The organism is Thalassobacillus cyri, from assembly GCF_900107755.1.
Lineage (GTDB): Bacteria > Bacillota > Bacilli > Bacillales > Halobacillaceae > Thalassobacillus > Thalassobacillus cyri.
This window is the reverse complement of sequence record NZ_FNQR01000004.1, coordinates 148,077-171,589: the sequence shown is the minus strand read 5'-3', so window position 1 is coordinate 171,589 and position 23,513 is coordinate 148,077. Positions and strand designations below refer to the sequence as shown.

Genomic DNA, 23,513 nt, shown 5'->3' with positions numbered 1-23,513 from the left:
ACGTGATTCCTCCCTATATTAAAATGTCAATCCTCCACCATCTACCAATAACGTTTCTCCAGTTATATAAGAAGCCTGGTCGGAAGCCAGAAACAAGACAGCTTCTGCGACTTCCTCTGGTTTTCCAAGACGTCCGAGGGCATTGGCACTGGCAATCAGCTTCCATTTTCTTTCATCTTCCCGCCAATTATCTACAATTGGCGTATCAATAACTCCTGGGGCGACAGCATTAACTCGTATTCCATATCGTCCATATTCGAGCGCTGCATTTTTGGTCAATGTGATAACCCCACCTTTTGATGCGTTGTATGGACCTGTCCGCTTTTTCCCTTTGAAACCTAACAGACTGGATGTATTGACAATCGCTCCCTTTTCTTGTTCAATCATTACTTGCGCTGCATGTTTAAGGCCAAAAAAGATTCCTTTTAAGTTAATATCAACAATCTGATCCCATTCTGACTCCTCTATTTCGTGCAGCTTTTTTTCATTACCTCCGACACCCGCATTATTGAATAACACATCCAGGGAACCGAACGTACCTTTAGCATATTGGAAGGCTTCCTTGAAACTTTTTTCGATAGCAACATCCACTTCTTGAAAGCTTGCTAGTCCACCATTTTGTTCAATAGTTTGAACGGTAGCTTGACCTTTCTCTTGGTCACGATCACAAACCAGAACCCTGGCTCCTTCTTGTGCCATTTTTATGGCAGCCGCACGGCCAATTCCGCTGGCACCTCCGGTAACCAGTACATTTTTCCCTCCAAACCTCACACAACCCCTCCTAAACTGCGTTCATACCACCATCTACCGATAATATTTCTCCTGTTACATAGTCAGATGCTCTTGAAGCTAAGAATAATGCAGCACCCATCAAATCTTCTTCTCCTCCAAGACGGCGGAGCGGCGTCCGGTCAAGAACCATCTCCTTCCCTTGATCAAGCAGCCCTTTAGACATTTTTGTAGGAAAAAATCCAGGGGCAATAGCGTTGACATGAACATTATCAGGACCCCATTTTGCCGCCAGGTCTTTTGTGAAGGTAACAATCGCTCCTTTACTTGTGTTATAGCCGATTGTATCCATAAACCGGGGATCGGTCCCTTTCAATCCTGCAACAGAGGCAATATTAATGATTTTTCCTGATTTTTGCCTGATCATATGGCGTCCGGCTGCTTTAGACATCAAAAAAGTTCCGGTGACGTTGACGTTCAATACTTTGTGCCAGGCTTCCATTGGCATATCAGAGACAGGCGCCCCCCAGGTCGCGCCGCTATTATTGACAACAATATCAATTTTTCCATACGCTTCGATCGTTTCTTCAACTACACGCTCGACCTGTTCGGCGATTCGTTACATCACAGGTGAGCGCCAGAGCGCTTCCTCCTTTTTCAGCTATTTCCTTTACCGTTTGCTCACAGGCCTCCATTTTTCGGGAACAAATCACTACATTGGCACCAGCCTCTCTGAAAGCCATGGTTATTTGCTTGCCTAGCCCGCGTCCTCCTCCCGTAATGATCGCTGTTTTTCCTTTTAAACTGAACAAGTGATCAAGGATAGTCATCCATCCCCCCTCAATGATAACGCTTACATTTCTAAATTAAGCAAATCCGCATTTCACGGATATCTGCTAACAGAACCTTTAATACTAACCGGTCGGTATGTTAATAATAAAAAAACTATTCCTTCCGAGGAATATACTTAGTCGCTATAATCAACTATATATTAACAATTCAGAAAATTCAATAGATAAATGAAAAGCAATAACGTTAAATTATTCCAGGATCATCCCTTATAGCGAAGAAGGTTGTGTAGGAATTGATTTTACAGTTAAGCTCCCTTTTGCTGAACACTCAGTATCGAGATATTTGGGTCCGTAACCATGAGAGGAATAGGATGGTTCGGGAAACGACTCGCTTTCCTGCGGGGGACCTGGCAAGCTTCCTCGGGCTAAAGCCCTGTGGGATCTCGCCTAGCCCCTTCTCCCGCGAGAGTCTCGCCGTTTCCCTGCCCATCCAGCCAGTTTAGTAATAAACGAACCCTTCAAAAGGAAAAAGTGTGTTTAACTAAAATCTTCATGTTCATGATTATAAGGAGGTATATAGAACTAAGGCTTCTTTCTACCATCATGGCGTTTACCCCAAGTGGGATTTCGAGAACTTCCTATGGCAAGGACGTGAGGGGAACGGCGAGACTCCTCGAAATGCTACGCATTTCTTCGTGCGGTGTTTCTCAAGGATGACAATTCAAAGTCCTGTGGGAAACGAGACCCCACAGAGCGTCAGCTCGAGGAGGCTCATCACTCGCCCACGGAAAGCGAGTTGTTCCCCAACGCCCTTCCCCTCTTATAATATCTCGAAATCGAGTCTTCCATTATACGGCCCTATTACTGAGAAAGGTTTTATGCCTTCAGTTTTAAAAAAACCTTGAAACCTGTCTTCAGATTCAAGCGTTTTTCCTTAAGTAATCTTTTTAGCAATGATTTTTAAATATATTCGGTAGAATGCAGAGAAAGAAAGGAACGCAAGCAAGCTTCCACTAAATAACGGGATAATGATAGGAAAGATATAGAGACTGATATACAAAACCACTCCGCTGCTGATAGAGACAGCGAGAAACAACAGCGGACTACCTACCGTTATAAAAAAAGAATGCCGCAACAGGCCGCGTAATTTCATATTATAATGGGCGCTGACAGAAAAGAAATTCAAGGTAAAAATGAACAACAGGATTCCCATCACAACAAATAAGTTCATCAGCACTTCATTTCTACCGGAAAAATAATAAATATCAGCAAGCAGTATGCCCCACAACGCGACAAACACAATTCCTGCAAGCAAGCTGGTCAGGTAGTTTTCTTTATAATAGCTCACATATTTGCGGGGTTCCCTTTCCTCTTCGTCCTTACGCACCCATTCCCTCGCTTTGGCAAACATGGCCGTTGTTGCAGGGAAAAATAAAGGTGGCAGCATTACTACCAGCGGAACTGTCAAATAAAATAGCTGATCAGAATTTTCTATATAGAGCATGCTGATGAGAAGGAGGGCAATTGGCAAGTTGAAAATGACCCACTGTAAATTGACGAGTGAAAATCGCATGATCCACTCACTTACTGCATAGAGTCCGCCCATAAAACCTGTATTTTTCACCTTGATCCCTCCTTCATGTCATCAACCTTAGGCCCACCACATATCTGCCGGGGGTTCTTCGATATTGACTGCTTTCAAATTTTTCACTGCTTGATTGAAGCCTTCGCTGATCGACATGATCGGATCCTCATGTTCGATGGAGATGACATGGTCATAACCAAATGTTCGAAGGGCACTTATAATATTAGACCATTCCTGGATACCGTGTCCATAACCGACCGATCGGAAACTCCACGCTCTTGTCTGAACTTCTCCATATGGCTGCATATCCGTAAGGCCGTACATGTCAACGTTTTCCTGGTCGATATAAGTATCTTTCGCGTGAAAATGGTGAATGGCGCCAGCTCTTCCCAAAATTTTGATCGCTGCGACTGGATCGATTCCCTGCCACCACAGGTGACTAGGGTCCAGGTTAGCTCCAACCGCCTCACATGTTTCCTCACGCAGCTTAAGCATGGTATACGGCGTATGAACAAGGAAGCCGGCATGCAGTTCTAAGCCTATTTTCACGCCATGATTTTCAGCAAATTTCCCTTGTTCTTTCCAATAGGGAATCAACTTTTCCTTCCACTGCCATTCTAGTACATCCGAATACTCTCCCGGCCATGGTGTTACCGGCCAGTTAGGTGTCTTGTCCCCTTCTGCCCCGCCCGGTGTTCCGGAAAATGTATTGACGACGGGTACATTGAGAAGTTGAGCCAGCTTTACGGTTTTTACAAAAATCTCATGGGATTCTTTTGCAAAGTCTTCATCTGGTGACAATGGATTTCCATGGCAGCTAAAGGCGCTGATTGTCAACCCGCGGGCATGCACTTTCTCCAAGTATTCTTCCCGTTTCTCTTCGCTTGCAAGCAACTCATCGACACCACAGTGAGCATTGCCTGGATAACCGCCAGTCCCTATTTCAACTGCTTTTAATCCAGCATTCTGTACATGATCGAGCATATCTTCAAACGCCATATCTGAAAACAAAACGGTAAACACACCTAATTTCATTTCGCTTCTCCCCTATCCTTTAAACTAATTTGATGCTTGAACCTGTTTCACTGCTTAAATAAATAGCTTCCATCAATTCGGTAACTTTCAAAGCTTGTTCCGGTTCGACAACTAATTGTGCGTCGCCTAAACAGCTATCGACAAAGTTTTTCGCCTGCAAAACTCCCGGACTGAGTTCTTCTTTTGGAAGTTTAACTTTGCTGTCCCACACAGCGCCGTACTTTGCCTGATAGAGCTCGAAGGGATAGACATCGAGCCCGCCATCGACCCCGGAAATACTGAGTGATGTCTTATCTTCTTTTATGTTGGCAGCCCATGAGGTTTCGAACTGCATCGACATCCCATTTTCAAAGGTAATGTAGCTTGTCACATGATCGTCGACATTGAAGGTTTCATGGTCGAACGGTCCCCAGTCATTGACCTGGCCCGGGATTTTGCTCAGCCGGTCATACGTTCTTCCCATCACTTCCACAGGTTTTGGATCATCAAGCAGCCAAAGCGACAGGTCGAGTAGATGACAGCCAAAGTCGATCAGACTGCCGCCTCCCTGTAATTCTTTATTTGTAAAAACGCCCCAGCCCGGTACTTTGCGCCTTCGTAACGCCTGCACACGTGTGACTAAAGGATCCCCGATTTCTCCATTGGTGATGAGGGTCTTGGCCAGCTGAGCTTCCGGTGTATAGCGATAATGGTAAGCAATCGACAATAGCCGGTCGTTTTTCTTGGCTGCTTTCACCATAGCTTTTCCTTCTTCTGTTGACATCGCCATCGGCTTTTCGCAAATAACATGTACCCCCGCTTCCAGAGCCGCAATTGACATTTCGGCGTGGAATTTGTTTGGAGTACAGATAGTTACGGCATCGACATGTTCAAAAAGCATGCCATAGTCTTCAAACACATGCGGGATATCAAATTGCTCTGCCACTTGCTTGGCGCGTTTCCCGTTGACGTCCTGTATTGCCGTTACTTCTACTTGATCAGAGAGTGATTGATAGGCCGGGATATGTCGTTGTGTAGCAATCCCTCCGACTCCGATGATTCCCATACGCAGCTTTGGCATCATTAATCACTTCGCTAACCTGGTGATTTGTTTGGTTTCTCCAGACTCCACGGCTGCAAGGATGACCTCTAAGGAACGTTTTCCTTCCTCACCATCAATCAATGGCTTTTTATCTTGGACGATACTGTCGACAAAATGATCGATGACACCTGTATTGGTTTGCCCTCCTTCATCATTTGACTGAATTTGGCCAAGCTCATATTTGACTACTTCCCCATTGGTATATTGGACAATAAGGGAATAATCAGGGTCGTCTTCCAGTCGAAGTGTCGCTTTTTCTCCATAGATGACAGTGGAGTTGTCTTCCTTTGCGTTGTATGCCCAGCTAGCTGTCAGAGTCCCCACAATGCCGGACTCGCTTCGTAAAATGCAGACGGCATTATCATCAACAGTGACATTATCTTTCGCATTATTTTCGACGAATCCAGCCACCTCGACAAACTCTTCCCCTAATAAGTGGCGCAACAGATCCGCTTTATGTACACCCAGATCGCCCATAGCCCCAATGAAGGCTTCATTTTTCTTAAAGAACCAGCTATCAGCACCATCGACACTCCAGCCCTCAGGACCACCATGGCCGAACGTCGTACGGAAGCTATAAATCTTTCCTGCTTCACCTGCTTCGATTAGATTACGCGCCCGTTCATGAGAAGAAACGAACCGCTGGTTGTGAGCAATCATCAATTTCTTGCCGTTACGTTCAGCAGCTTCGATCATATTTTCTGCTTCTTCCCGGGAAGTCGCCATCGGCTTTTCGCAAAGTACATGACAGCCCGCATTCAAAGCAGTAATCGATACGGGAGCATGTAAATAGTTCGGCAGGCAGACGCTGACAGCATCGATGTCCTCTTTTTCCAGAAGGTCTTCATAACTGGTATAAGATTGGGCGCCGAATGCCTCTCCCGTTACCATTGCCCGTTCCTCAACAATGTCGCAGACTGCGGTAATATCTATTTGTTCATTTGCTTCAAACTCAAGTAAGTGACGATTTTGCGCGATACTTCCACAACCGATAATAGCTACTTTTAACTTTTCCATCTGCATAGTCCTCCCCTGATTTTTATTTTTCGGATATCGTTTCTAATGGTTTTGCATTGCCATATACGTGTTTTGGAGTTCCTTCATTCTTGACCCACTTTACGCCATTTTGAATGACCTTTTGGATTTCCTGGTTATGGTAAGTCGGATAAGTTTCATGACCAGGACGGAAGTAGAAAATCTTACCGCGGCCACGACGGAAGGTGGCTCCGCTTCGGAATACTTCTCCACCTTCAAACCAGCTGACAAACAATAGTTCATCTGGTGCAGGAATGTCAAAATGTTCCCCGTACATTTCTTCTTTTTCCAGTTCGATATACTCTCCAAGTCCTTCTGTGATCGGATGACTTGGCTCCACAACCCATAAGCGCTCTTTTTCATCGGCTTCACGCCACTTCAAATCGCAGGTCGTACCCATCAATTTCTTGAATACTTTGGAAAAGTGAGCCGAGTGAAGGACAACAAGCCCCATTCCTTCTAATACACGCTGCTTCACTTTTTCTGCGATTTCGTCTTTTACTTCGTCATGAGCTTTATGTCCCCACCAAACCAAAACGTCGGTCTCAGCCAGCACCTCATCGGTCAATCCATGTTCTTCTTCATCGAGGATTGCCGTTTTCACATCGTGGCCTTCCTCCTTTAAAAATCCGGCAATGGCCCCATGAATCCCCTCGGGATAGATATCAGAAACCACTTGATTTTCTTGTTCGTGACGGTATTCATTCCATACTAAGACTTTCATGACTACATCTCCTTTAATATATAGATGGCAAACGTTTGCACTATTTAATACAAAATCACGGACTTACTTTTCATCTGACATAGCTTTTTTAGCTATGCAAGAATCCCTTTCCACGATAACTGTCGGTACGATGACGCTTTTTTTGAACACTTCGCCCCCACCGAGTAGTTCGACCAGACAATCCGCAGATTCATAACCAAGCTGATAAGACTGTGTATCCACTGTCGTCAATGGAGGATTGGCCAGTCTTGAGATAATCGTATTATTAAAAGAAAGAATACTCATTTCCTCCGGAATACGTACATTTTGTTCCTGCAATGCAAGCATGACAGATAACGCATTGAAATCATCGGTAACAATCAATGCTGTCGGAGGATTATCTACCTCTAACAGTTCAGAAACAATTTTCTTTGCGTCACCGCTATCTAATTGAATATTTTTAAACATAGCTTCTGGAAGCTCGATATGATGCTCTGCGATTGCCTGTTTGAATCCAGCCAAACGGGCAGTAGTCACTTCAAAATGGGAATCGCCGCCGATATAGCCGATCCTATTATGACCAAGTCTGATTAGAAACTCTGCCACTTCTTTCGCAGCCAGTATGTTATCGTTATCGACATAAGTAATATCGTTGGCATCTGCTGGTGGCTTCCCGATCATGACAAACGGGAAATCCCTTTCCCGCAAGTAAGGAACCACCTTATCCTCTTCCTTGGAGTACAAAACAATCACACCATCGACACGCTTTCCCTGCACCATTTTAACCACATCATGGAATATCGCTTCCTCGGAATCACCTGTGGTGATATTGATACTATAATCATGTTTATGACAGGAAGCGCTTATACCCCGCAATAACTCAGAGAAAAAGGGATTATCGAACGAGTGGCTGGAGGACCTTTTCATCACAATTCCAATTGTCTGCGTCGATTGCTGTACAAGCACACGACCACTGAAATTCAGGTGATATCCCATGTCGTCCATTACCTTACGCACTTTACGCTTCGTCTTCTCACTGATTCTCGGGCTATCCGATAGGACACGCGATACCGTGGATGGCGCCACATTCGCCTGTTTGGCTACATCTTTAATTGTAACTGACACCTCGACCCACTCCTAACAATTATTTTACCGCGCCTTCAGAAACCCCATTGATAATCTGCTTCTGTGCGAAGAAGTACCCAATAATGACCGGGATGATGGCAATTGTCAAACCTGCCAACGCCAAATGCCACTGCTTGGTATATTGTCCAAAGAAATAGAACATTTTCAATGGGATCGTCGCATTGGCTTCGCTTAAGACAAGCGATGGCAATAGGTAGTCATTCCAAATCCAGATGACGTTCAGGATTGCCACTGTTACAGATATTGGCTTCAATAAAGGGAATATAATTTTCCAGAATAGCTGGAAGCGGCTGGCTCCATCGATGATTGCTGCTTCATCTAATGATTTGGAAACACCAGTCATTGCTCCGTGATATAGGAAAATAGATAAGCTGCAGCCGAATCCCAGATACATGAAAATCAGTCCAGCCGCATTCAACATGTCTGCCTGTCCGAAAATAGAAATTAGCGGAATCATAACCGATTGGAATGGAATCAGCATTGCCGCTACGAACACAAAGAACATTACTCCACTGAGTTTGCTCTTATTACGAGCAAGTGCGTAACCAGCCATTGAAGAAAAAATAACGATGATTCCGACACTAAGCCCCGTAATCAAAACAGAGTTGAATAGCGATTTTAAAAATGCGAGATCAATGAATGCCTGGACAAAGTTATCAAATTCCCATTCTGCCGGGAACCCGAGAACCCCGCTGAATATATCCCGTTTCGTTTTAAATGCATTGACAATCATTAAATAAAAAGGTGCGATCCATAAAAACCCCAGAATAATTCCGAGAATTTCGATTGAGAATAAGCTTTTCTTTTCTTGATTTTTCATTACATCTCAACCTCTCGTTTCTTATTATAGTATACCTGTGTCAGCGCAACGACAGCGACAATCAGGAAGAAAATGACAGCCTTTGCCTGTGCATAGGACATTTGATTATCTGAGAAAGCTGTCCGCACGATTTCCATCGCCACCATCTGTGTGGAGTTATAAGGTCCCCCGTTTGTCAGTGATAAGTTCTGATCATAAATTTTGAAGGACGTGGAAAGTGTCAAGAACATACTGATGGTGAAAGCAGGCGCCACAAGTGGGAAAGTAATATTTTTGAAACGCTGAAAGCTGCTCGCTCCATCAATTTTAGCCGCTTCAATCAATTCTTTAGGAATGTTCTCTAAGTACGCGATATAAATGATCATGATATATCCGGCCATCTGCCAGGATGTCAGTATGACTAAGCCCCAAAACCCGGTCTCTGTGGTCGACAGCCAGCCTTGCATGGATTCAACCCCTAGCAACTCTCCGATATCACCGAACACACTGACAAAAATAAACTGCCAGATAAAACCGAGAATCAGACCGCCAATCAGGTTCGGCATGAAAAATACTGTCCTTAGCAAGTTGTTGGTTTTAATATTACGTGTGACAATCAAGGCAAGTGCAAGACCGAAAAAGTTTAATAGCAATACGGATGCTACTGCAAACTTAAGTGTAAACCAGATCGAATTCATAAACTCTTTTTCCTGGAACAAGTTGATGTAGTGTTCAAAGCCGATAAACTCCGTCGCTGCAAGGCCGTTCCAATCGGTAAACGAATAAACAAGCCCATACAAAAACGGAATGACCACTACTATCCCCAATGCTAAAATAACCGGTGTAAGAAAAAGCCAAAAGGCAGGGCTGCGGTTTTGCATCTGTTTCTCCTCCAATTCTGAGCACGATAACCCCTTTTGCTATCGTTTTGTGGTTTGCTTCTGATGTATAAATGAAAACATCTCAACTATCAGGCATTAGTTTCAATAATCACCTGACAGGAGAGATATTTTCAATTATGATCGACAAGAGAAAACTGAAAACAGCTTGTCTATGTCAGTAAATTTCACTTATTTATTGACGTGAGTTTTCCCAATCTTTTCGAGCATTTTCTTCTACTTGTTCCCATGTGATATCTCCACTTAGATACTGCTGCATGTTGACCGCAAGACTTCCTTCTGTCCAATTCGTTGGTGCTCCAAGGAATACCCATCCTAACGTGTCTCCAGCAGCTGCATATTCATAGATTTCTTTAGAAATTGGATCCGCAATCTTTTGATCTTCATAACCTTCGTATGCAGGGATGAATTTAAATTCTTCTGTAACGAATTTCTTACCTTCTTCAGAAGTATACATCCAGTCTAAGAATTCTTTACTTTCTTTGACTACTTCATCTTCTGATTGTTTGTTGACAGCCCAGTACATCGGAACGCCTACAGGGATACTTCCTTCATAGCCTTCAACCGGAATCGGCAAAAGACCTACATTATTCTTGGCCATCTCTTCATCCATTTGAAGAATGGTGTTGTATACCCAATTCCCTTGTTGAATCATAGCTACTTCACCTAAAGAGAACAATTCTTCCACCTGTTGAGAATAATCGAGACTCAAAGTAGGCTGTACGGAATATTCATTTTGTAGATCCAGGAACCGTTTCATCTGATCTCCCATGGCGAATTCAACTGTATCCGCCTGATATGCTTCCATTACATCATGATTGAATTCATCAGCAAGGAATGTATTAGCCAGATGATTTCCGATTACCCAAGTTTCTTTCGCAGGCAGTGCAAATGGCGCCTGAATTCCGAGGTCTTCTTTTTTGCTGTCCAATTTTTCTGTTGCCTTCACTAAATCCTCATGTGTTTTGATGTCATCAGGGTTGATGCCTGCTTCTTCAAAAATTTTCTTGTTGTAGAGGATCCCGTATCCTTCCTGGTTGAAAGGCAGGCCAAGGGTTTCATCATTTTTGTTCACGCTCGTAAGTGTACCTTCTAAAGCTGCTTTAGCAGCTTCTGTATCCGACATGTCTGCTAAGTATTTTTCATAAGTTTCCACGTCGGATGGACCTCCGATGTTAAAAATGTCAGGTTCTTCTCCAGAGGAGAATGAAGTCTTCAAGGAAGACCCGTAATCATTTCCCCCACCGACAGTTTTTACATTGATATTAACATTGGGGTTTTCTTCCTCATATTTCTTTGTCAGCGCTTCAAACTGATCTTTGAATTCTACTTTAAACTGGAAAATATCTACGGTTACTTGATCTCCAGATCCCTCGTCCGAACCAGAATCTGACCCTGCACCAAATGAACAGCCAGCCAATGCGATACTGGAAGCCAACAGAGCAGAAGCTACGCCATACAACTTTTTCTTCTTCATGTAAAACACTCCTTAAGTTGGAATAGGATTGAATGAATGCGCTTCCATCATTCACAAAAATACGCCTGTCCCGCTAGATTAATAGATTTAACCGTTAGCGCATACGTTTGCATTAAGATATGTAAGAAAATACAAACAGCTGTGATTGCACGCAATCAAATCATAGAGCAATGGTTTCGCGATTTTTGTGAATACGTTTGCACAAAATCATTAATCAAATCATATCACGCCACTTTATGAAATACAACATTAATTTTCAGAAAGTTCCCCCATTATTCTATCCCACTATTACAGCTCAATCATGTAAAATAATTAACAAATTGAACATACTTCGTCGCCTTTCTTATAATTTGTTACTAATAGATCATCCAATCAAAGCAGATGATACTGCCTATAATAAGATTAAAAAAAGAGACGCCCATAAACTGGACGTCTCAAAAATCATTATACCATTTATTGAAGGCGTGGATCTGCTAACAGACGATCCATTTCTTCCATATGATGTGTTTCATCAGCAATCATGTCTTCCAGTTTGACAACAAGTTCGGTAAGACCTAATTCTTCTGCTTGCTCCTTACGAATTTCATAACGCTTGATGGTATCTTCCTCGGATTTACGTGCTTCTTGCAGCATTTCTTTTACATTTTCTAACTGTTTAACTTCTGCAGGCTTCGTTGTTGGTGTTCCACCTAATGTTTTGATTTTTTCGGACAAGTAAAGGGCATGTCCCTGCTCATCAGCGATTTCTCCTTCGAAAAATGGCTTCAGTACAGAATAGTACAGACCATCTACGGTAGCAGCATTGTACGTGTACATAATTGACGCTGCATATTCATGTGCTAAGTCCTCGTTCAGACCCTCGATCAGTTCTTTCATTTTTGCATCCATTAAACAACATCCTTTCCACTAATAAATTGTTCATCTTACTACTATATACCTATCCCTGTATTCTCCCTGTTTTAAACATCTTCTATATATATGTATCATTTTAAAGATTTTTTAAACTTCACGAAGTGAAGAATATCACATTTTGTAATAGCACCAAGGAATAATCGTTTTCGTTTAAAGCTGTCTATCTGGAATAATTGGTTCTCAAAAAATGGTTAACCAGTCAAAGTCATTTAAAGATATTTTTACCCTGCAAGAGAAAATGATTCATCATCATATCAAAAACTCTCAATAAATGTGATTAGGAGCAGATATTTCTTTGAGATGACCGTCAAGTCCTTCTTCTTTTATCCCATCACCAACCCGTACACCACATATTGGATTCAACGGGATTTGTTTACATTTTTTCATTCTAAATAGCTGTTTTTTTACGTATGCATTACATAACTATTAAATTATTTTTATATTCTTTTAAAGTTTTTACGTGTATTATTTTTTATGGTAGTTTATAAAAGGGGAAAAGCAACCCAGCCATCTGGCAGTTGTTTTATTAGACAGAAAATTCCCAAAAAAGGCAATACCCACTATCCATTTTCTTCTATTACCCACAACAACTAAATATACCGTATAACATGGGAGGGAACACTATGAAACTGACAACTAAGATTCTACTCGGCCTCTTACTTGGTGCCGCCGTAGGTTTGGTCTTGCACATGACTGCACCTGACCTATTCACTACATTAGATACTTATATCTTCAGCCCGTTGGGCACGATTTTCCTCAACCTGATCAAAATGCTTGTCGTACCAATCGTATTCTTTTCCATCACACTCGGGGTGGCAGCATTAGGTGATCCGAAAAAGCTGGGACGAATCGGAGGAAAGACGATCGCCTTTTTCCTCGGTACAACGACATTGGCCATCACCATCGCAATCGCCCTTGCTTACATCTTCCAGCCAGGAAGCGGCGATTTTGATACCGGGGGAGCTGAGTATGAAAGTCAGAAAGCGCCTACAGTAGTTGAAACATTCACCAATATCATTCCGACCAATCCGATACAAGCGATGACAGAAGCCAACATGCTGCAAATCATCGCGTTCTCCGTTTTCATCGGTTTTGCACTTGCCATGCTTGGTAAAAAGACAGAAAGTGTCATGAGAGTCATCGAACAAGGGAACGAAATCATGATGTTCCTCGTCAATTTGATTATGCGATTTGCTCCTTATGGTGCATTCGGGTTGCTGGCTTCAGCAATCGGAACGATGGGGATTGATGGCATGATGGCAATGATTGCCTACATGCTGGTTGTCATAGCGGCATTATTCATCCATTTATTTGCTGTTTATGGTTCGGCTGTTTCTTTCTTAGGAAAGATGAATCCGGTTCACTTCTTCAAAGGTTTTTTCCCTGCTGCCACGGTAGCATTCAGTACATCAAGCAGTAGCTCGACGCTGCCGGTATCCATGAAAACGGCACAGGAAAACCTGAATGTTCCTAAACCGATCAGCAGCTTCGTTCAGCCTTTAGGAGCAACCATCAACATGGATGGTACAGCCATCATGCAAGGGGTCGCAACTATTTTCATCGCACAAGTCTATGGGACCGACCTGGCATTCAGCCAGTTAATCATGATTGTCGTAGTCGCTGTTCTGGCAAGTATCGGTACAGCCGGCGTGCCAGGTGTCGGACTGATCATGCTCGCCATGGTACTGAACCAGGTTGCCCTGCCAGTAGAAGGTATCGCGCTTATCTTAGGTATTGACCGTCTCCTGGATATGACGCGTACAGCTGTCAATGTTTATGGGGATGCCGCATGTGCTGTGGTAATTGCCGAATCTGAAAAGAAACATGGCATTACGGAACATAAGGCAGCCGAAGAAATTTCATGATAGAAATCTAAGAGCAGGCCCATGGGTCTGCTCTTTTTTGATGTATCCATCACCACAATTACACCTGTTTTAAGTGATAAACCCCTTGCAATTGTACTCCATTTTTAAGAAACTAGTATTAGTCTGAATTTTCCTTCTAATCCGAATAACCAACATACTAGTCCAATAATAATGAATGAGAAGGAAGCAGATTTTTTGTAAACGATTACATAGCTGAGGAGGAATATTATGTTAAAAGGTATCACATCATTTTTTGATCGTCTGGTCCAGCGCTACCTGCCGGACGCATTTTTGTTTGCGATCATTTTGACACTCGTAGTTTTGGTTTTGGGGATAGGAATTACAGGCAGCTCTCCAGGGGAAATGGTGCAATACTGGGGAGATGGATTCTGGAATCTTCTGGCATTCGCCATGCAAATGTCGCTGATTGTCGTTACAGGCTACATATTAGCTAACACTCCTGTCGTCAAATCACTTTTGTCAAAACTAAGCCGACTTGCTGATACACCTGGGAAAGCGATCATGCTCGTAACTTTCGTGACCGCTATCGCTTGTTTGATCAATTACGGTTTCGGGCTGGTAGTCGGGGCCTTGCTTGCCGTTCATGTGGCAAAAAGGGTACCAAATGTCGATTACCGGTTATTAATGGCCAGTGCCTACGGCGGATTTATTGTCTGGCATGGCGGCTTGTCTGGATCGATTCCATTAACCATTGCCACTGAAGATCATTTTTTAGTTGATAGTATCGGAAGCATCCCTGTTACAGAAACGCTGTTCAGCGGTTTGAACATAGCCATTGTACTAGCGTTGCTGGTTTCTTTACCTTTACTGAATTTATGGATGTTGAAAACAAGCGGGGATTTAAGTAAAAACAATCTGCACTTTTTGGAAAACGAATCAGCCGAAGAGGAACTTGCCGCAACTGCTGCAGCTGACATGACACCGGCAGAGCGCTTGGAAAACAGTATGATTCTTTCCATGTTGATCGGGATATTAGGTTTAGTTTTCATTATTTATCATTTTAAACAAAATGGTCTCGATTTGAATATCAATATCGTCAACTTCATTTTCTTATTTTTAGGAATCATTTTTCATAAAACCCCAAGACGCTTTTTAAACACGGTGACAGATGGGGTAAAAAATGCAGGGGGTATCATCATCCAGTTCCCTTTCTACGCTGGTATCATGGGAATGATGGTAGCATCCGGTCTATCTGAAGAAATGTCAAGGTGGTTTGTTAGCATTTCCACTGAATTCACCTTCCCATTATTCACGTTCCTAAGTGCGGGGATCGTCAACTTCTTCGTACCATCAGGAGGCGGTCAGTGGGCCGTACAGGCACCAATTATGGTTCCTGGAGCCATGGAACTTGGTGTAGGGACGGCTAAGACTGCGATGGCAGTTGCCTGGGGAGACGCCTGGACCAATATGATCCAGCCATTCTGGGCATTACCATTGCTTGCAATAGCAGGGTTGAAAGTAAAAGATATTATGGGATTCTGCGTCATTATCCTGTTCTGGAGCGCAGTACCGATTTCGCTTGCATTATTGTTTTTATAAGAAAAGCGCAAACGCCCTGAAAGACACGATACGCATAAGCAAAACGGCTGGAGGAAGGCGTCCTTTCCTTCCACAAGACGGGTTGCTTATGACGCGAGTGTCTTTCAGGGCGTTGAAGCTAGCAAATACTTCGCAGAAATGTTCAAACTTTTACACTTTCTTACCTTATAATAAAATGCAGCACGCTCAACCAAAAAAGTCCGTCACTTGGGAGTAACTTCCCAAGCGGCGGACTTTTGAATATCTATTGTTGAATGCCATGAATAGCTTAATGTTGATATTGATACCCTTCAAGCTTAGCGACAATTTGTTTAATCATTTCTTCTGAAGACTCGATTTCTTTCGTTTCCGTTTTCTGAATCAAATTCTGCAGCATTTCCGTCAGTTTCTTCTGTTCTTCCAACTACTATCCCTCCTAATCTATCCATTCCCGTTTGTCGATAACTAGAATAATACCATAAATTAAGAGGAATTTCTGTAGTTTTTTGTAAATTTATGTGTATATTTAGAATCTGGCATCCAGTTTACTAGTTCTCTCAGCTGTTACCTTTTTGTCTGATGGAACTCAAAACAATCCGGGCATAATTCTTTCCAATACGTTCTGCCATCGGTTACAGTCACAATTTCTGATTGATCTACTTTTTCCTCGCACCTCCAGCAAGTCGTTGTATACTCATCCATTATTTCACGTAGTTCCTCCTGGCGGATTTCTTCCTTTAAATCTTCATACATAGCATGTACCCCCTTCATGGAATATAGCTATATCTTATTCCTTACTCCAGCAGTTTGGCTAAGCGGGATAATAGAAAAATATCAATTATATATCGTTGTAAAATTATTTTTTTACCTATAAAAAAACAATAAAAGCTATTCATTTCTGAAGGAAAATTTCAATCTTCGACACTTTTCTTTATAATTGATAGAAAAGGAGGTCCTATGATGACCAATCAAACAAATGTCATTTTAGATTGTGACCCAGGGCATGATGATGCGATCGCTATCATCATGGCCGCTTCAAACGCTAATTTAAACATCGAAGCAATCACCACCGTAGCAGGAAATGTATCCGTAGATAAGACTACGCTCAACGCCCAGCGTATTTGTGATTTGATAGATTTAAAGCATGTACCGCTTGCCAAGGGAGCGAACCGGCCATTAGTAAAAAGGAGTGAAATTGCCGAAGAGATACATGGAGATAGCGGCCTTGACGGCCCTCAATTTCCAGACCACCCGACTAAAACTATAGAAAAAATCCACGCAGCCGACTTGATCATTGATAAAATACTTACATCAGATAAGCCAATAACACTAGTCCCAACCGGACCTCTCACCAATATCGCGCTGGCGATGTTAAAAGAGCCTGCTATCCTTCCTAAAATCAAGGAAATCGTTTTGATGGGCGGCGGCACATACGGCAACTGGACACCTGCAGCTGAATTCAATATCTATGTTGACGCAGAAGCAGCTAAAGTGGTTTTTGAAAGTGGTGTACCGCTAACCATGTTCGGGCTGGACATTACCCACCAGGCGCAGGCAACTACCAGTATCATCGATGACCTGGCTGCGATTAAAAATCCAGTCGCCGATACCGTAGTTGAGCTGCTTGATTTTTTCAAACATACATATCAAGAGTACTTCGGCTTTGATGGTGCTCCTATCCATGATGCCTGTACAGTCGCTTACCTGATCAACCCTTCGATTTTTGATTTCAAACATGTCCATGTCGATATCGAAACAAAAGGGGAATACTCCTACGGCATGACGTGCGTGGATTTATTAGGGGTAACAGGCAAAGAGCCGAATGTTCATTTCGCACATAACATCGATCAGGAAAAGTTCTGGAACCTATTGAAAGAAAGCTTGGACTCCTATTAAAATACCGCAGAAGCAATGCTTCTGCGGTATTTTTTATGTGTATAGGTCGAGGTTGCACGATTAAGTGTTCTTGGCGCACGATTATTAGCATAGCTCGCACATTTACTTCGCCAACTTGCACGATTACATAAAAAAAAGCACATTTAAATCTACCCATCGATCTCTTAAGCAGGTATAATAAAACAAAAATAGAAAGGAAACGCACGTTTCCCTTCATTTAGGAAGTGATGTATTGATCATTAAACCCCGAAAGCTCCCTGAAGAAATCAAGAAGCTCCGCGCGCTTACTCAAAGACTTCCGATCCATCATCCAAAAATGACTTCAATTACGGATCAGCTTAAACGTTATGAAGCAGGCTATAATGGTGAAAAATCCCTCGAATTTCCCTTATCTTTTCTCCAATCTGATACGCTGATCTTCCACAACCTGCGTCTACACGATGGCCAGCGTTACTTCCAAATAGACATTCTACTGCTAACTCCAAATCTCGCTATCATTTTAGAAGTTAAGAATTATTCCGGTACTGTAACGTTTGATGGTTTATTCCACCAGGTAATTCGAAAAAAAGAAAATATAGAAGAAGCATTTTCCGATCCGCTATTGCAAGTAAAACGGCAACAGTATCAATTGAGTAACTGGCTTTATCATCACCTAGATATATCCATGGATATAGAAGCCTTAATAGTAATGGCGAATGATCGCTCTGTAATTAAATCCACTAACGACCAACCCTCCAATATCAATAAAATTGTTAATCGTGCCTATCTTCCTTACCGTATACACGAGTTATTAGAAAAGCATAAGGATAAGCCTCCTCTGCCTTTAGAAGTCATCTCACAAACTTTATTAACTGCACACCAGGAACCTGGCCAAAACATCTTGCAACGCTATGATATAGCCCCTTCCGAATTATTGAGCGGTGTCGCCTGCCCGAAATGTAATATCCTCGCAATGAAACGCGAATATGGCAAATGGTACTGTCCCCGATGTACTTTTAAATCAGATACAGCACACAATCAAGCACTTTCTGAATATGCCTTATTAATCGCTTCTACCATATCGAATAGAGAAGCTTGTGCCTTTTTAGAAGTCCCATCACGTTTTGTCGTCCTTCGTATGTTGCAGAACTATGAATCATCCGGCCAAGGAAGAAATATAAAGTATATTTTAAGGGAGGATTAAACGAGGATGCACGTTTAGTGGTATAACTTGCACACTTATCTAAGTAAGTTGCACAATTATACCTTCCACTAGCACAATTGCAGCTAAAGACCGCACGTTTATTTACATAAAAAAGCCGAGCGCCTATTTTGAAAGCGCTCAGCTTTTTTTCCTCAATTATTGGTTAACGTCAACAATGCGTCCTTCTACTTCAGGAGCAACTGTTTCTAATGAAGTAACATGATCAATGAACATTTCATAGTCGATAAAACCAGGTTCACTGACACGTTTTTCTTCAAAAGCCTGTGCAAAAACATCATATCCATCGCCGCCTTTGGCAGTAAAGCCATTAGTAGCAACGTAGTAGTATTCTTCTTCGTTCAACGGTACATACGACCCGTCTTCCTGTTCGATTTCTACATTTACGACTCGCTCGCCTGCAGGCTGGCTGCTATCGTATTCAAACTGCATACCGGCAACCTGAAGGAATCCTCCGCTTGTGTTTGGCGCCTGGCTGACACTGTGCTCCAGTGCTTCAACAATTTCCACTCCAGTCAGGTTCATAATCGCTAGTGAGTTCCCGAATGGCATTACTGTCAATACTTCACCAACCGTGATTTCACCTGTGTCGATGGAAGTACGAATGCCCCCACCGTTGGTTACAGCGATTGCTGTTTCCGGATTAACGGATTTTGCTTTGGCAAGCATCCCGTCTGCAATTAAGTTACCAAGGTTTGTCTCTTGTGTACGGACAGATTCACGTTCCCCGTTCAAGTAAACCTCAGCTGTAGCGCCGATAGATTCATTCTTCACAGCTTCCACTTGCTCAGCGTATGGCGCAAGCATTTCTTTTACCTCTGGGTCTTCTTCTAAATCACCGATAGCAACCAATTCACCTTCATAGCTTAGTACTTTACCTTTTTTATCAAAAGTTACGTCGAGTGTACCAAGGTTATCATTGTATTCACCAGTCTGGACAATAACCGTCGGCTCTTCTCCAGCTCCAACATAGCGGGGTTCGATCAGTTCGCTATGTGTATGGCCGCCAACAATTACATCGATGCCATCCACTGTTTCAGCTAAAGTAAGATCATTGTCGTAATCCACATTGTCATCCAAACCAAGGTGCGTCAGTGCAACGATTTTGTTGACGCCTTTGTCTTCAAAAGCATCTACCATTTTTTCTGCTTCTACGATATAGTCTTCAAACGCTACATCTTCTGGACTGGAAATGTCAGTAGTTTCTTCTGTCGTCAAACCGAAAATACCAACCTTTTCTCCTTCCACCCATTTGATAATGCCGCCGTAGATATTTCCGTCTTCTGCTTTATGCGTTACTTTGTCTTCATAAAACATACCATCGAACAAAGCATCGCTAGAGAAATCTGTATTTGCAGCCACGAATGGAAATTCAGCATTTTCCACAAAGTCAGCCAGCGCCTGGTGACCTTCTTCGTTAGAACCGAGATCGAATTCATGGTTACCGAAAGTCATAGCGTCATAACCAAAGTAGTTCATGAACTCCAGGTCTGCTTGTCCAAGGAATTCATTAAAGTATAGGGTACCGGAGAATACATCTCCTGCACTCAACAATAGGGATTCTGGATTCTCGCTACGATATTTCTCGATAGCTGTTGCTGTTTTTGCAATTTCATCCAGGTTTCCATGTGTATCATTCGTGTGCATCAAGTTTAACTCATACTCTTTGTCTTTCCCCTTGCCAGGTTTCTCACCTTTTTCAACCGTTTTCTTTGGATGAATTTGGACCACAACTGGGTCGTGATCGCTTGCACGCCCATCTTCGACTGAAAAGTCAGAGTTGATATTCACGATGTCGGCTTTGGTGCGATGTGCCAAGTTGTTACTGACAAGGATATGATCCAACACTTGAGAGTTTCCTTGGTAGATATACGTGTAACGCTCTTCCCGCGGAAGCTCTTCGATCATGTTGGTAAGGATATCACCTTTTAACGTTTGAACTGGTGCTGAGAATTCAAAGTCATTCAAGTCCCCTAATACCACCACGTTAGCATCAGGATCTTCTGCCTTAATATCTTGCACAAATCCGTTAACAACCTCTGCCTGCTGCAAACGCTGCTCTTCACTTCCAAGTACAACTGGATGCTCAGCACCGAATAATGCTCCGTCGCCACCTTTAGAATTGAAGTGATTTGCGATAACCGTCACTTTTTCGCCATTGAACATAAATTCTCCGGCAAGAACTTTACGAGAATCATAGAATGCATCATTTGTCGGATCGATGCGCCCTGGATTCAAAGTCAAACCGCTATCATCTACATCAACTGAAGTTGTCGCATCGCCAGCCGGCTTGTCTGTCATCGATACACGGTCAGGGTTATAAAGGAAACCGACACGGATATTCCCTCCTGGCTGACCGCCATCTTCTTTGTCTTCTGGAGCAATATCAGAAAACTCGTAGCTTGGCCCGCCAGCCGCTTCAATTGCTTCAATCAACGTTTGATAGCTTTCCGTAGCATCCACAGTACCGTCGTCTTCAGGACCATTGTTATCCTGTACTTCGACAAGACCGATAATGTCTGGAGCGTTTAAGTTTTCTACCATGGTTTCAGCAATACGTTGCACTTTTTCCTGGTCTGTACCAGCGTGGAAATTCTCTACGTTATAGCTTGCTACAGTCAACTTCGGCTTCAAGCCCTTGAGCTCAGTACTATCAGGCTCGGTACCGCCATTCTGGATTTCAGGGAAACCACCTGTCGGACGGATTTTGAAGTTACTGTAGTCATAACTTACAACACCTGTAATTGGTTCAACAAAATAGTCGCCAGTCTTAGCTGTCAAATCAATTCCATCCACATCAATTAGCATACGCTCCGGATTATAGTCATCTGGTGAAATCAATAATCCTCCAGCATCTGTACGAAGTTGATCTTCACTAGTTTCGACTAATACTGGAAGTTCATCATATTTGATCGGACCAGTTACAGAAGCATCATTTAACTGGATTTGCATACCTTCCAGACTTTCATAAAAATCAAGGCCATCTGCTGCCGGGTCGAAGGATGTCATTTCATCATCTTCGATAACTTCCGTAGGCTGGATACGATATTCACCGATTACAACCGGATCAGGAAGTTCTACATCAGATTCTACTACTGTCACCCCGGAGCCTGTGATTTGAGTAGTCAATAAGTCATTTGCATAGGAATAACCATCTTCACGCCATTCTTTCACAGTTCCATCAACCGCAACCAAGTCGCCTACTTCAACGGCATGACTGCGCTGATAAACATAAATACCTTCGGATGTAGCAATATCATCATCAGGGTTCAGGCTTTGCATGTAAAAACCCTTGCTACCATCAAGCTTTGTTACGACACCTTCGACACCGGAAACCGCATTGCCTTCATAAGGGGAAGTGTGACCAGCACCCTGGATGTCATGGATATCTACTTCATCCGCAGGCTTCAAAATCGTGTAATCAAATGTAGCGACTTCACTAGTTTCGCCGCTTTCACGGGCAGCAACTGCTTTGATTGTCGTATCTTCTGTAATTTCGATCGCTTCGTCATAAAGCATACTATCAGTAGTAGGCTCTGAACCGTCGATATTATAATAGATTTCCGCGCCTTCTTCGTAAGTCTTTAATTTTACTTGTGTACCTTCAAAGACGGAGCCAGATGCAGGGTTTGCTTTCACAGAGAAAACAACATCAATAACATCATCCCCAGAACGAGGAAGAAGCTTATAGTTGCCATAGCTGTAATCAACGACACCTTGAACAACTTCGTAGGATTCTCCGACTTTTAAAAGGTCTTCATCTTGCGGCTGAATCAAGAAACTTCCATTTTCATCAGTCGCTGTAAATTCTCCGTGTTCATTTACTTCTGTGATTTCCACATTTTCAGTAGAAACAAATTCACCTTCGATCGCTTCTCCATTTTCCGCTGAAAAATCGATAGAGCTCATAGATTGTGCATCCGGTACACCTGCACCTTCAGTAACTACTTCAACTGTAGCGGAGGAAGCAAGAATCTGCTGCATGCCATAATAAGAAGAAAATTCACCTTGTGCTTCCACTTCATCTCCTGGCTGCACATTCAAGCCTGGCGCACGGACAATGATTCCTGCTGTGTCATCTTGTATGTAAAGGTTCGTCTGTCCGCCTGCTTCAAAGGATGCAGTCGTAATTCCCTTCACTTTTACTTGTGTACCTTCTTCAGCCTGGCGAGCCTCTTCGATTGTTTGAAGTTCTACTGGCTCAACTTCTGGCATCTCATAGGAACCAAGGTAATTGATCGTATCTTTAGGATAGCTATCCCACTCGTCACTTACTACAAATTCATCATTAGCATTCGTATCTCCATTAGTCACATCAGCGTTACGTACCAACGTAACATCTTTTCCAAAAGCGTCCGTACTACCAAGTGATCCAATGGAATCTACTACATTATCTTGATATTTTAATACTACCGGGTCATCCCCGTTAAAATTAGCTAAACCGCTGTCCAGTAAATTAGCCACGGCTTTAATTTCACTGCCAGCACTCCCATGAGCTACTACAAATACTTCTCCACTTTGTAGAGTCCCATCAAGATTAAGACTTGCTGTCGCAGTTTCACTTTGGTTGGAATATAACTCCAAGGTATACTGCGATAAATCTATTTCTTCACCTGTACCATTATAGAGTTCGAGTGCTTTATTGTAGCTGCCTCCCTCTACATATTCAGAAATAATCAAATCGTCCATGTGCTCATCCGCTTGAACCGGCTGGACCGGAGCAACGAACGTACCGAGCAGCAATACAGCAATCAAACTCAGAGCTTGAATCCGATTACGCAAGACTTTTTGCATCTGCATACCCTCCATTTAGATTAATA

18 protein-coding genes and 1 pseudogene are annotated in these 23,513 nt (G+C 42.8%); 4 read left to right on the top strand and 15 right to left on the bottom strand.

Going from position 1 to position 23,513, the window contains the following annotated elements; all coding sequences use genetic code 11:
- Nucleotides 1–18: 18 nt before the first annotated feature.
- The 12 genes and pseudogenes from BLV00_RS06635 to BLV00_RS06580 form a co-directional block, all read right to left on the bottom strand.
- Nucleotides 19–771, bottom strand: coding sequence for an SDR family NAD(P)-dependent oxidoreductase (locus BLV00_RS06635; RefSeq protein WP_093043691.1), 753 nt, complete (start codon nucleotides 769–771; stop codon nucleotides 19–21).
- A 10-nt stretch (nucleotides 772–781) separates the two neighbouring features.
- Nucleotides 782–1,559: pseudogene (locus BLV00_RS06630) on the bottom strand (SDR family oxidoreductase).
- Between the two features lie 895 nt (nucleotides 1,560–2,454).
- Nucleotides 2,455–3,144 (bottom strand): YesL family protein, encoded by a 690-nt coding sequence (locus BLV00_RS06625; RefSeq protein ID WP_245728867.1) that lies wholly within the window; start codon nucleotides 3,142–3,144, stop codon nucleotides 2,455–2,457.
- 27 nt (nucleotides 3,145–3,171) lie between these two features.
- The gene (locus BLV00_RS06620) at nucleotides 3,172–4,140 is read right to left on the bottom strand and encodes a sugar phosphate isomerase/epimerase family protein (RefSeq protein ID WP_093043689.1); all 969 of its coding nucleotides are present in this window, start codon (nucleotides 4,138–4,140) and stop codon (nucleotides 3,172–3,174) included.
- A 19-nt stretch (nucleotides 4,141–4,159) separates the two neighbouring features.
- The gene (locus BLV00_RS06615) at nucleotides 4,160–5,200 is read right to left on the bottom strand and encodes a Gfo/Idh/MocA family protein (protein WP_176791370.1); all 1,041 of its coding nucleotides are present in this window, start codon (nucleotides 5,198–5,200) and stop codon (nucleotides 4,160–4,162) included.
- Nucleotides 5,201–5,206: 6 nt separating this feature from the next.
- A complete protein-coding gene (locus BLV00_RS06610; RefSeq protein ID WP_093043686.1) occupies nucleotides 5,207–6,238 on the bottom strand; it encodes a Gfo/Idh/MocA family protein in 1,032 nt (343 codons plus the stop codon).
- Between the two features lie 22 nt (nucleotides 6,239–6,260).
- Nucleotides 6,261–6,980: a ThuA domain-containing protein gene (locus tag BLV00_RS06605; protein WP_093043684.1), complete on the bottom strand. Its 720-nt coding sequence runs from the start codon at nucleotides 6,978–6,980 to the stop codon at nucleotides 6,261–6,263.
- Nucleotides 6,981–7,043: 63 nt separating this feature from the next.
- On the bottom strand, nucleotides 7,044–8,084 hold the full coding sequence (locus tag BLV00_RS06600) for a LacI family DNA-binding transcriptional regulator (RefSeq protein ID WP_093043682.1): 1,041 nt from the start codon (nucleotides 8,082–8,084) through the stop codon (nucleotides 7,044–7,046).
- A 19-nt stretch (nucleotides 8,085–8,103) separates the two neighbouring features.
- Complete coding sequence (locus BLV00_RS06595) at nucleotides 8,104–8,925, bottom strand: carbohydrate ABC transporter permease (RefSeq protein ID WP_093043680.1); 822 nt, start codon at nucleotides 8,923–8,925, stop codon at nucleotides 8,104–8,106.
- Complete coding sequence (locus BLV00_RS06590) at nucleotides 8,925–9,785, bottom strand: carbohydrate ABC transporter permease (protein ID WP_093043678.1); 861 nt, start codon at nucleotides 9,783–9,785, stop codon at nucleotides 8,925–8,927. Before BLV00_RS06590 ends, BLV00_RS06595 begins: the two co-directional genes overlap by 1 nt.
- Nucleotides 9,786–9,978: 193 nt before the next feature.
- A complete protein-coding gene (locus tag BLV00_RS06585) occupies nucleotides 9,979–11,280 on the bottom strand; it encodes an ABC transporter substrate-binding protein (RefSeq protein ID WP_093043676.1) in 1,302 nt (433 codons plus the stop codon).
- A gap of 453 nt (nucleotides 11,281–11,733) precedes the next feature.
- Complete coding sequence (locus BLV00_RS06580) at nucleotides 11,734–12,168, bottom strand: ferritin-like domain-containing protein (RefSeq protein ID WP_093043674.1); 435 nt, start codon at nucleotides 12,166–12,168, stop codon at nucleotides 11,734–11,736.
- Between the two features lie 647 nt (nucleotides 12,169–12,815).
- Between BLV00_RS06580 and BLV00_RS06575 the strand changes: the two genes are divergently transcribed.
- Together BLV00_RS06575 and BLV00_RS06570 are read left to right on the top strand one after the other, a co-directional pair.
- Nucleotides 12,816–14,057: a dicarboxylate/amino acid:cation symporter gene (locus BLV00_RS06575; RefSeq protein ID WP_093043672.1), complete on the top strand. Its 1,242-nt coding sequence runs from the start codon at nucleotides 12,816–12,818 to the stop codon at nucleotides 14,055–14,057.
- Nucleotides 14,058–14,285: 228 nt separating this feature from the next.
- A complete protein-coding gene (locus BLV00_RS06570) occupies nucleotides 14,286–15,617 on the top strand; it encodes a short-chain fatty acid transporter (protein ID WP_093043670.1) in 1,332 nt (443 codons plus the stop codon).
- Nucleotides 15,618–15,885: 268 nt separating this feature from the next.
- Here BLV00_RS06570 and BLV00_RS22505 read toward each other — a convergent pair whose 3' ends face one another.
- Both BLV00_RS22505 and BLV00_RS06565 read right to left on the bottom strand, forming a co-directional pair.
- Complete coding sequence (locus BLV00_RS22505; protein WP_281242986.1) at nucleotides 15,886–16,020, bottom strand: hypothetical protein; 135 nt, start codon at nucleotides 16,018–16,020, stop codon at nucleotides 15,886–15,888.
- A 140-nt stretch (nucleotides 16,021–16,160) separates the two neighbouring features.
- Complete coding sequence (locus BLV00_RS06565; protein ID WP_093043668.1) at nucleotides 16,161–16,349, bottom strand: hypothetical protein; 189 nt, start codon at nucleotides 16,347–16,349, stop codon at nucleotides 16,161–16,163.
- Between the two features lie 207 nt (nucleotides 16,350–16,556).
- Between BLV00_RS06565 and BLV00_RS06560 the strand changes: the two genes are divergently transcribed.
- Both BLV00_RS06560 and BLV00_RS06555 read left to right on the top strand, forming a co-directional pair.
- Nucleotides 16,557–17,492, top strand: a complete 936-nt coding sequence (locus BLV00_RS06560; RefSeq protein WP_093043666.1) for a nucleoside hydrolase — start codon at nucleotides 16,557–16,559, stop codon at nucleotides 17,490–17,492.
- 232 nt (nucleotides 17,493–17,724) lie between these two features.
- Nucleotides 17,725–18,675 carry a nuclease-related domain-containing protein gene (locus BLV00_RS06555; RefSeq protein WP_093043664.1) on the top strand — a complete coding sequence of 317 codons (951 nt, stop codon included), beginning with the start codon at nucleotides 17,725–17,727 and terminating at the stop codon, nucleotides 18,673–18,675.
- Nucleotides 18,676–18,831: 156 nt separating this feature from the next.
- Here the strand turns inward: BLV00_RS06555 and BLV00_RS06545 are convergent, their stop codons facing one another.
- Nucleotides 18,832–23,487 (bottom strand): 5'-nucleotidase C-terminal domain-containing protein, encoded by a 4,656-nt coding sequence (locus BLV00_RS06545; protein ID WP_245728864.1) that lies wholly within the window; start codon nucleotides 23,485–23,487, stop codon nucleotides 18,832–18,834.
- Nucleotides 23,488–23,513: the final 26 nt, after the last annotated feature.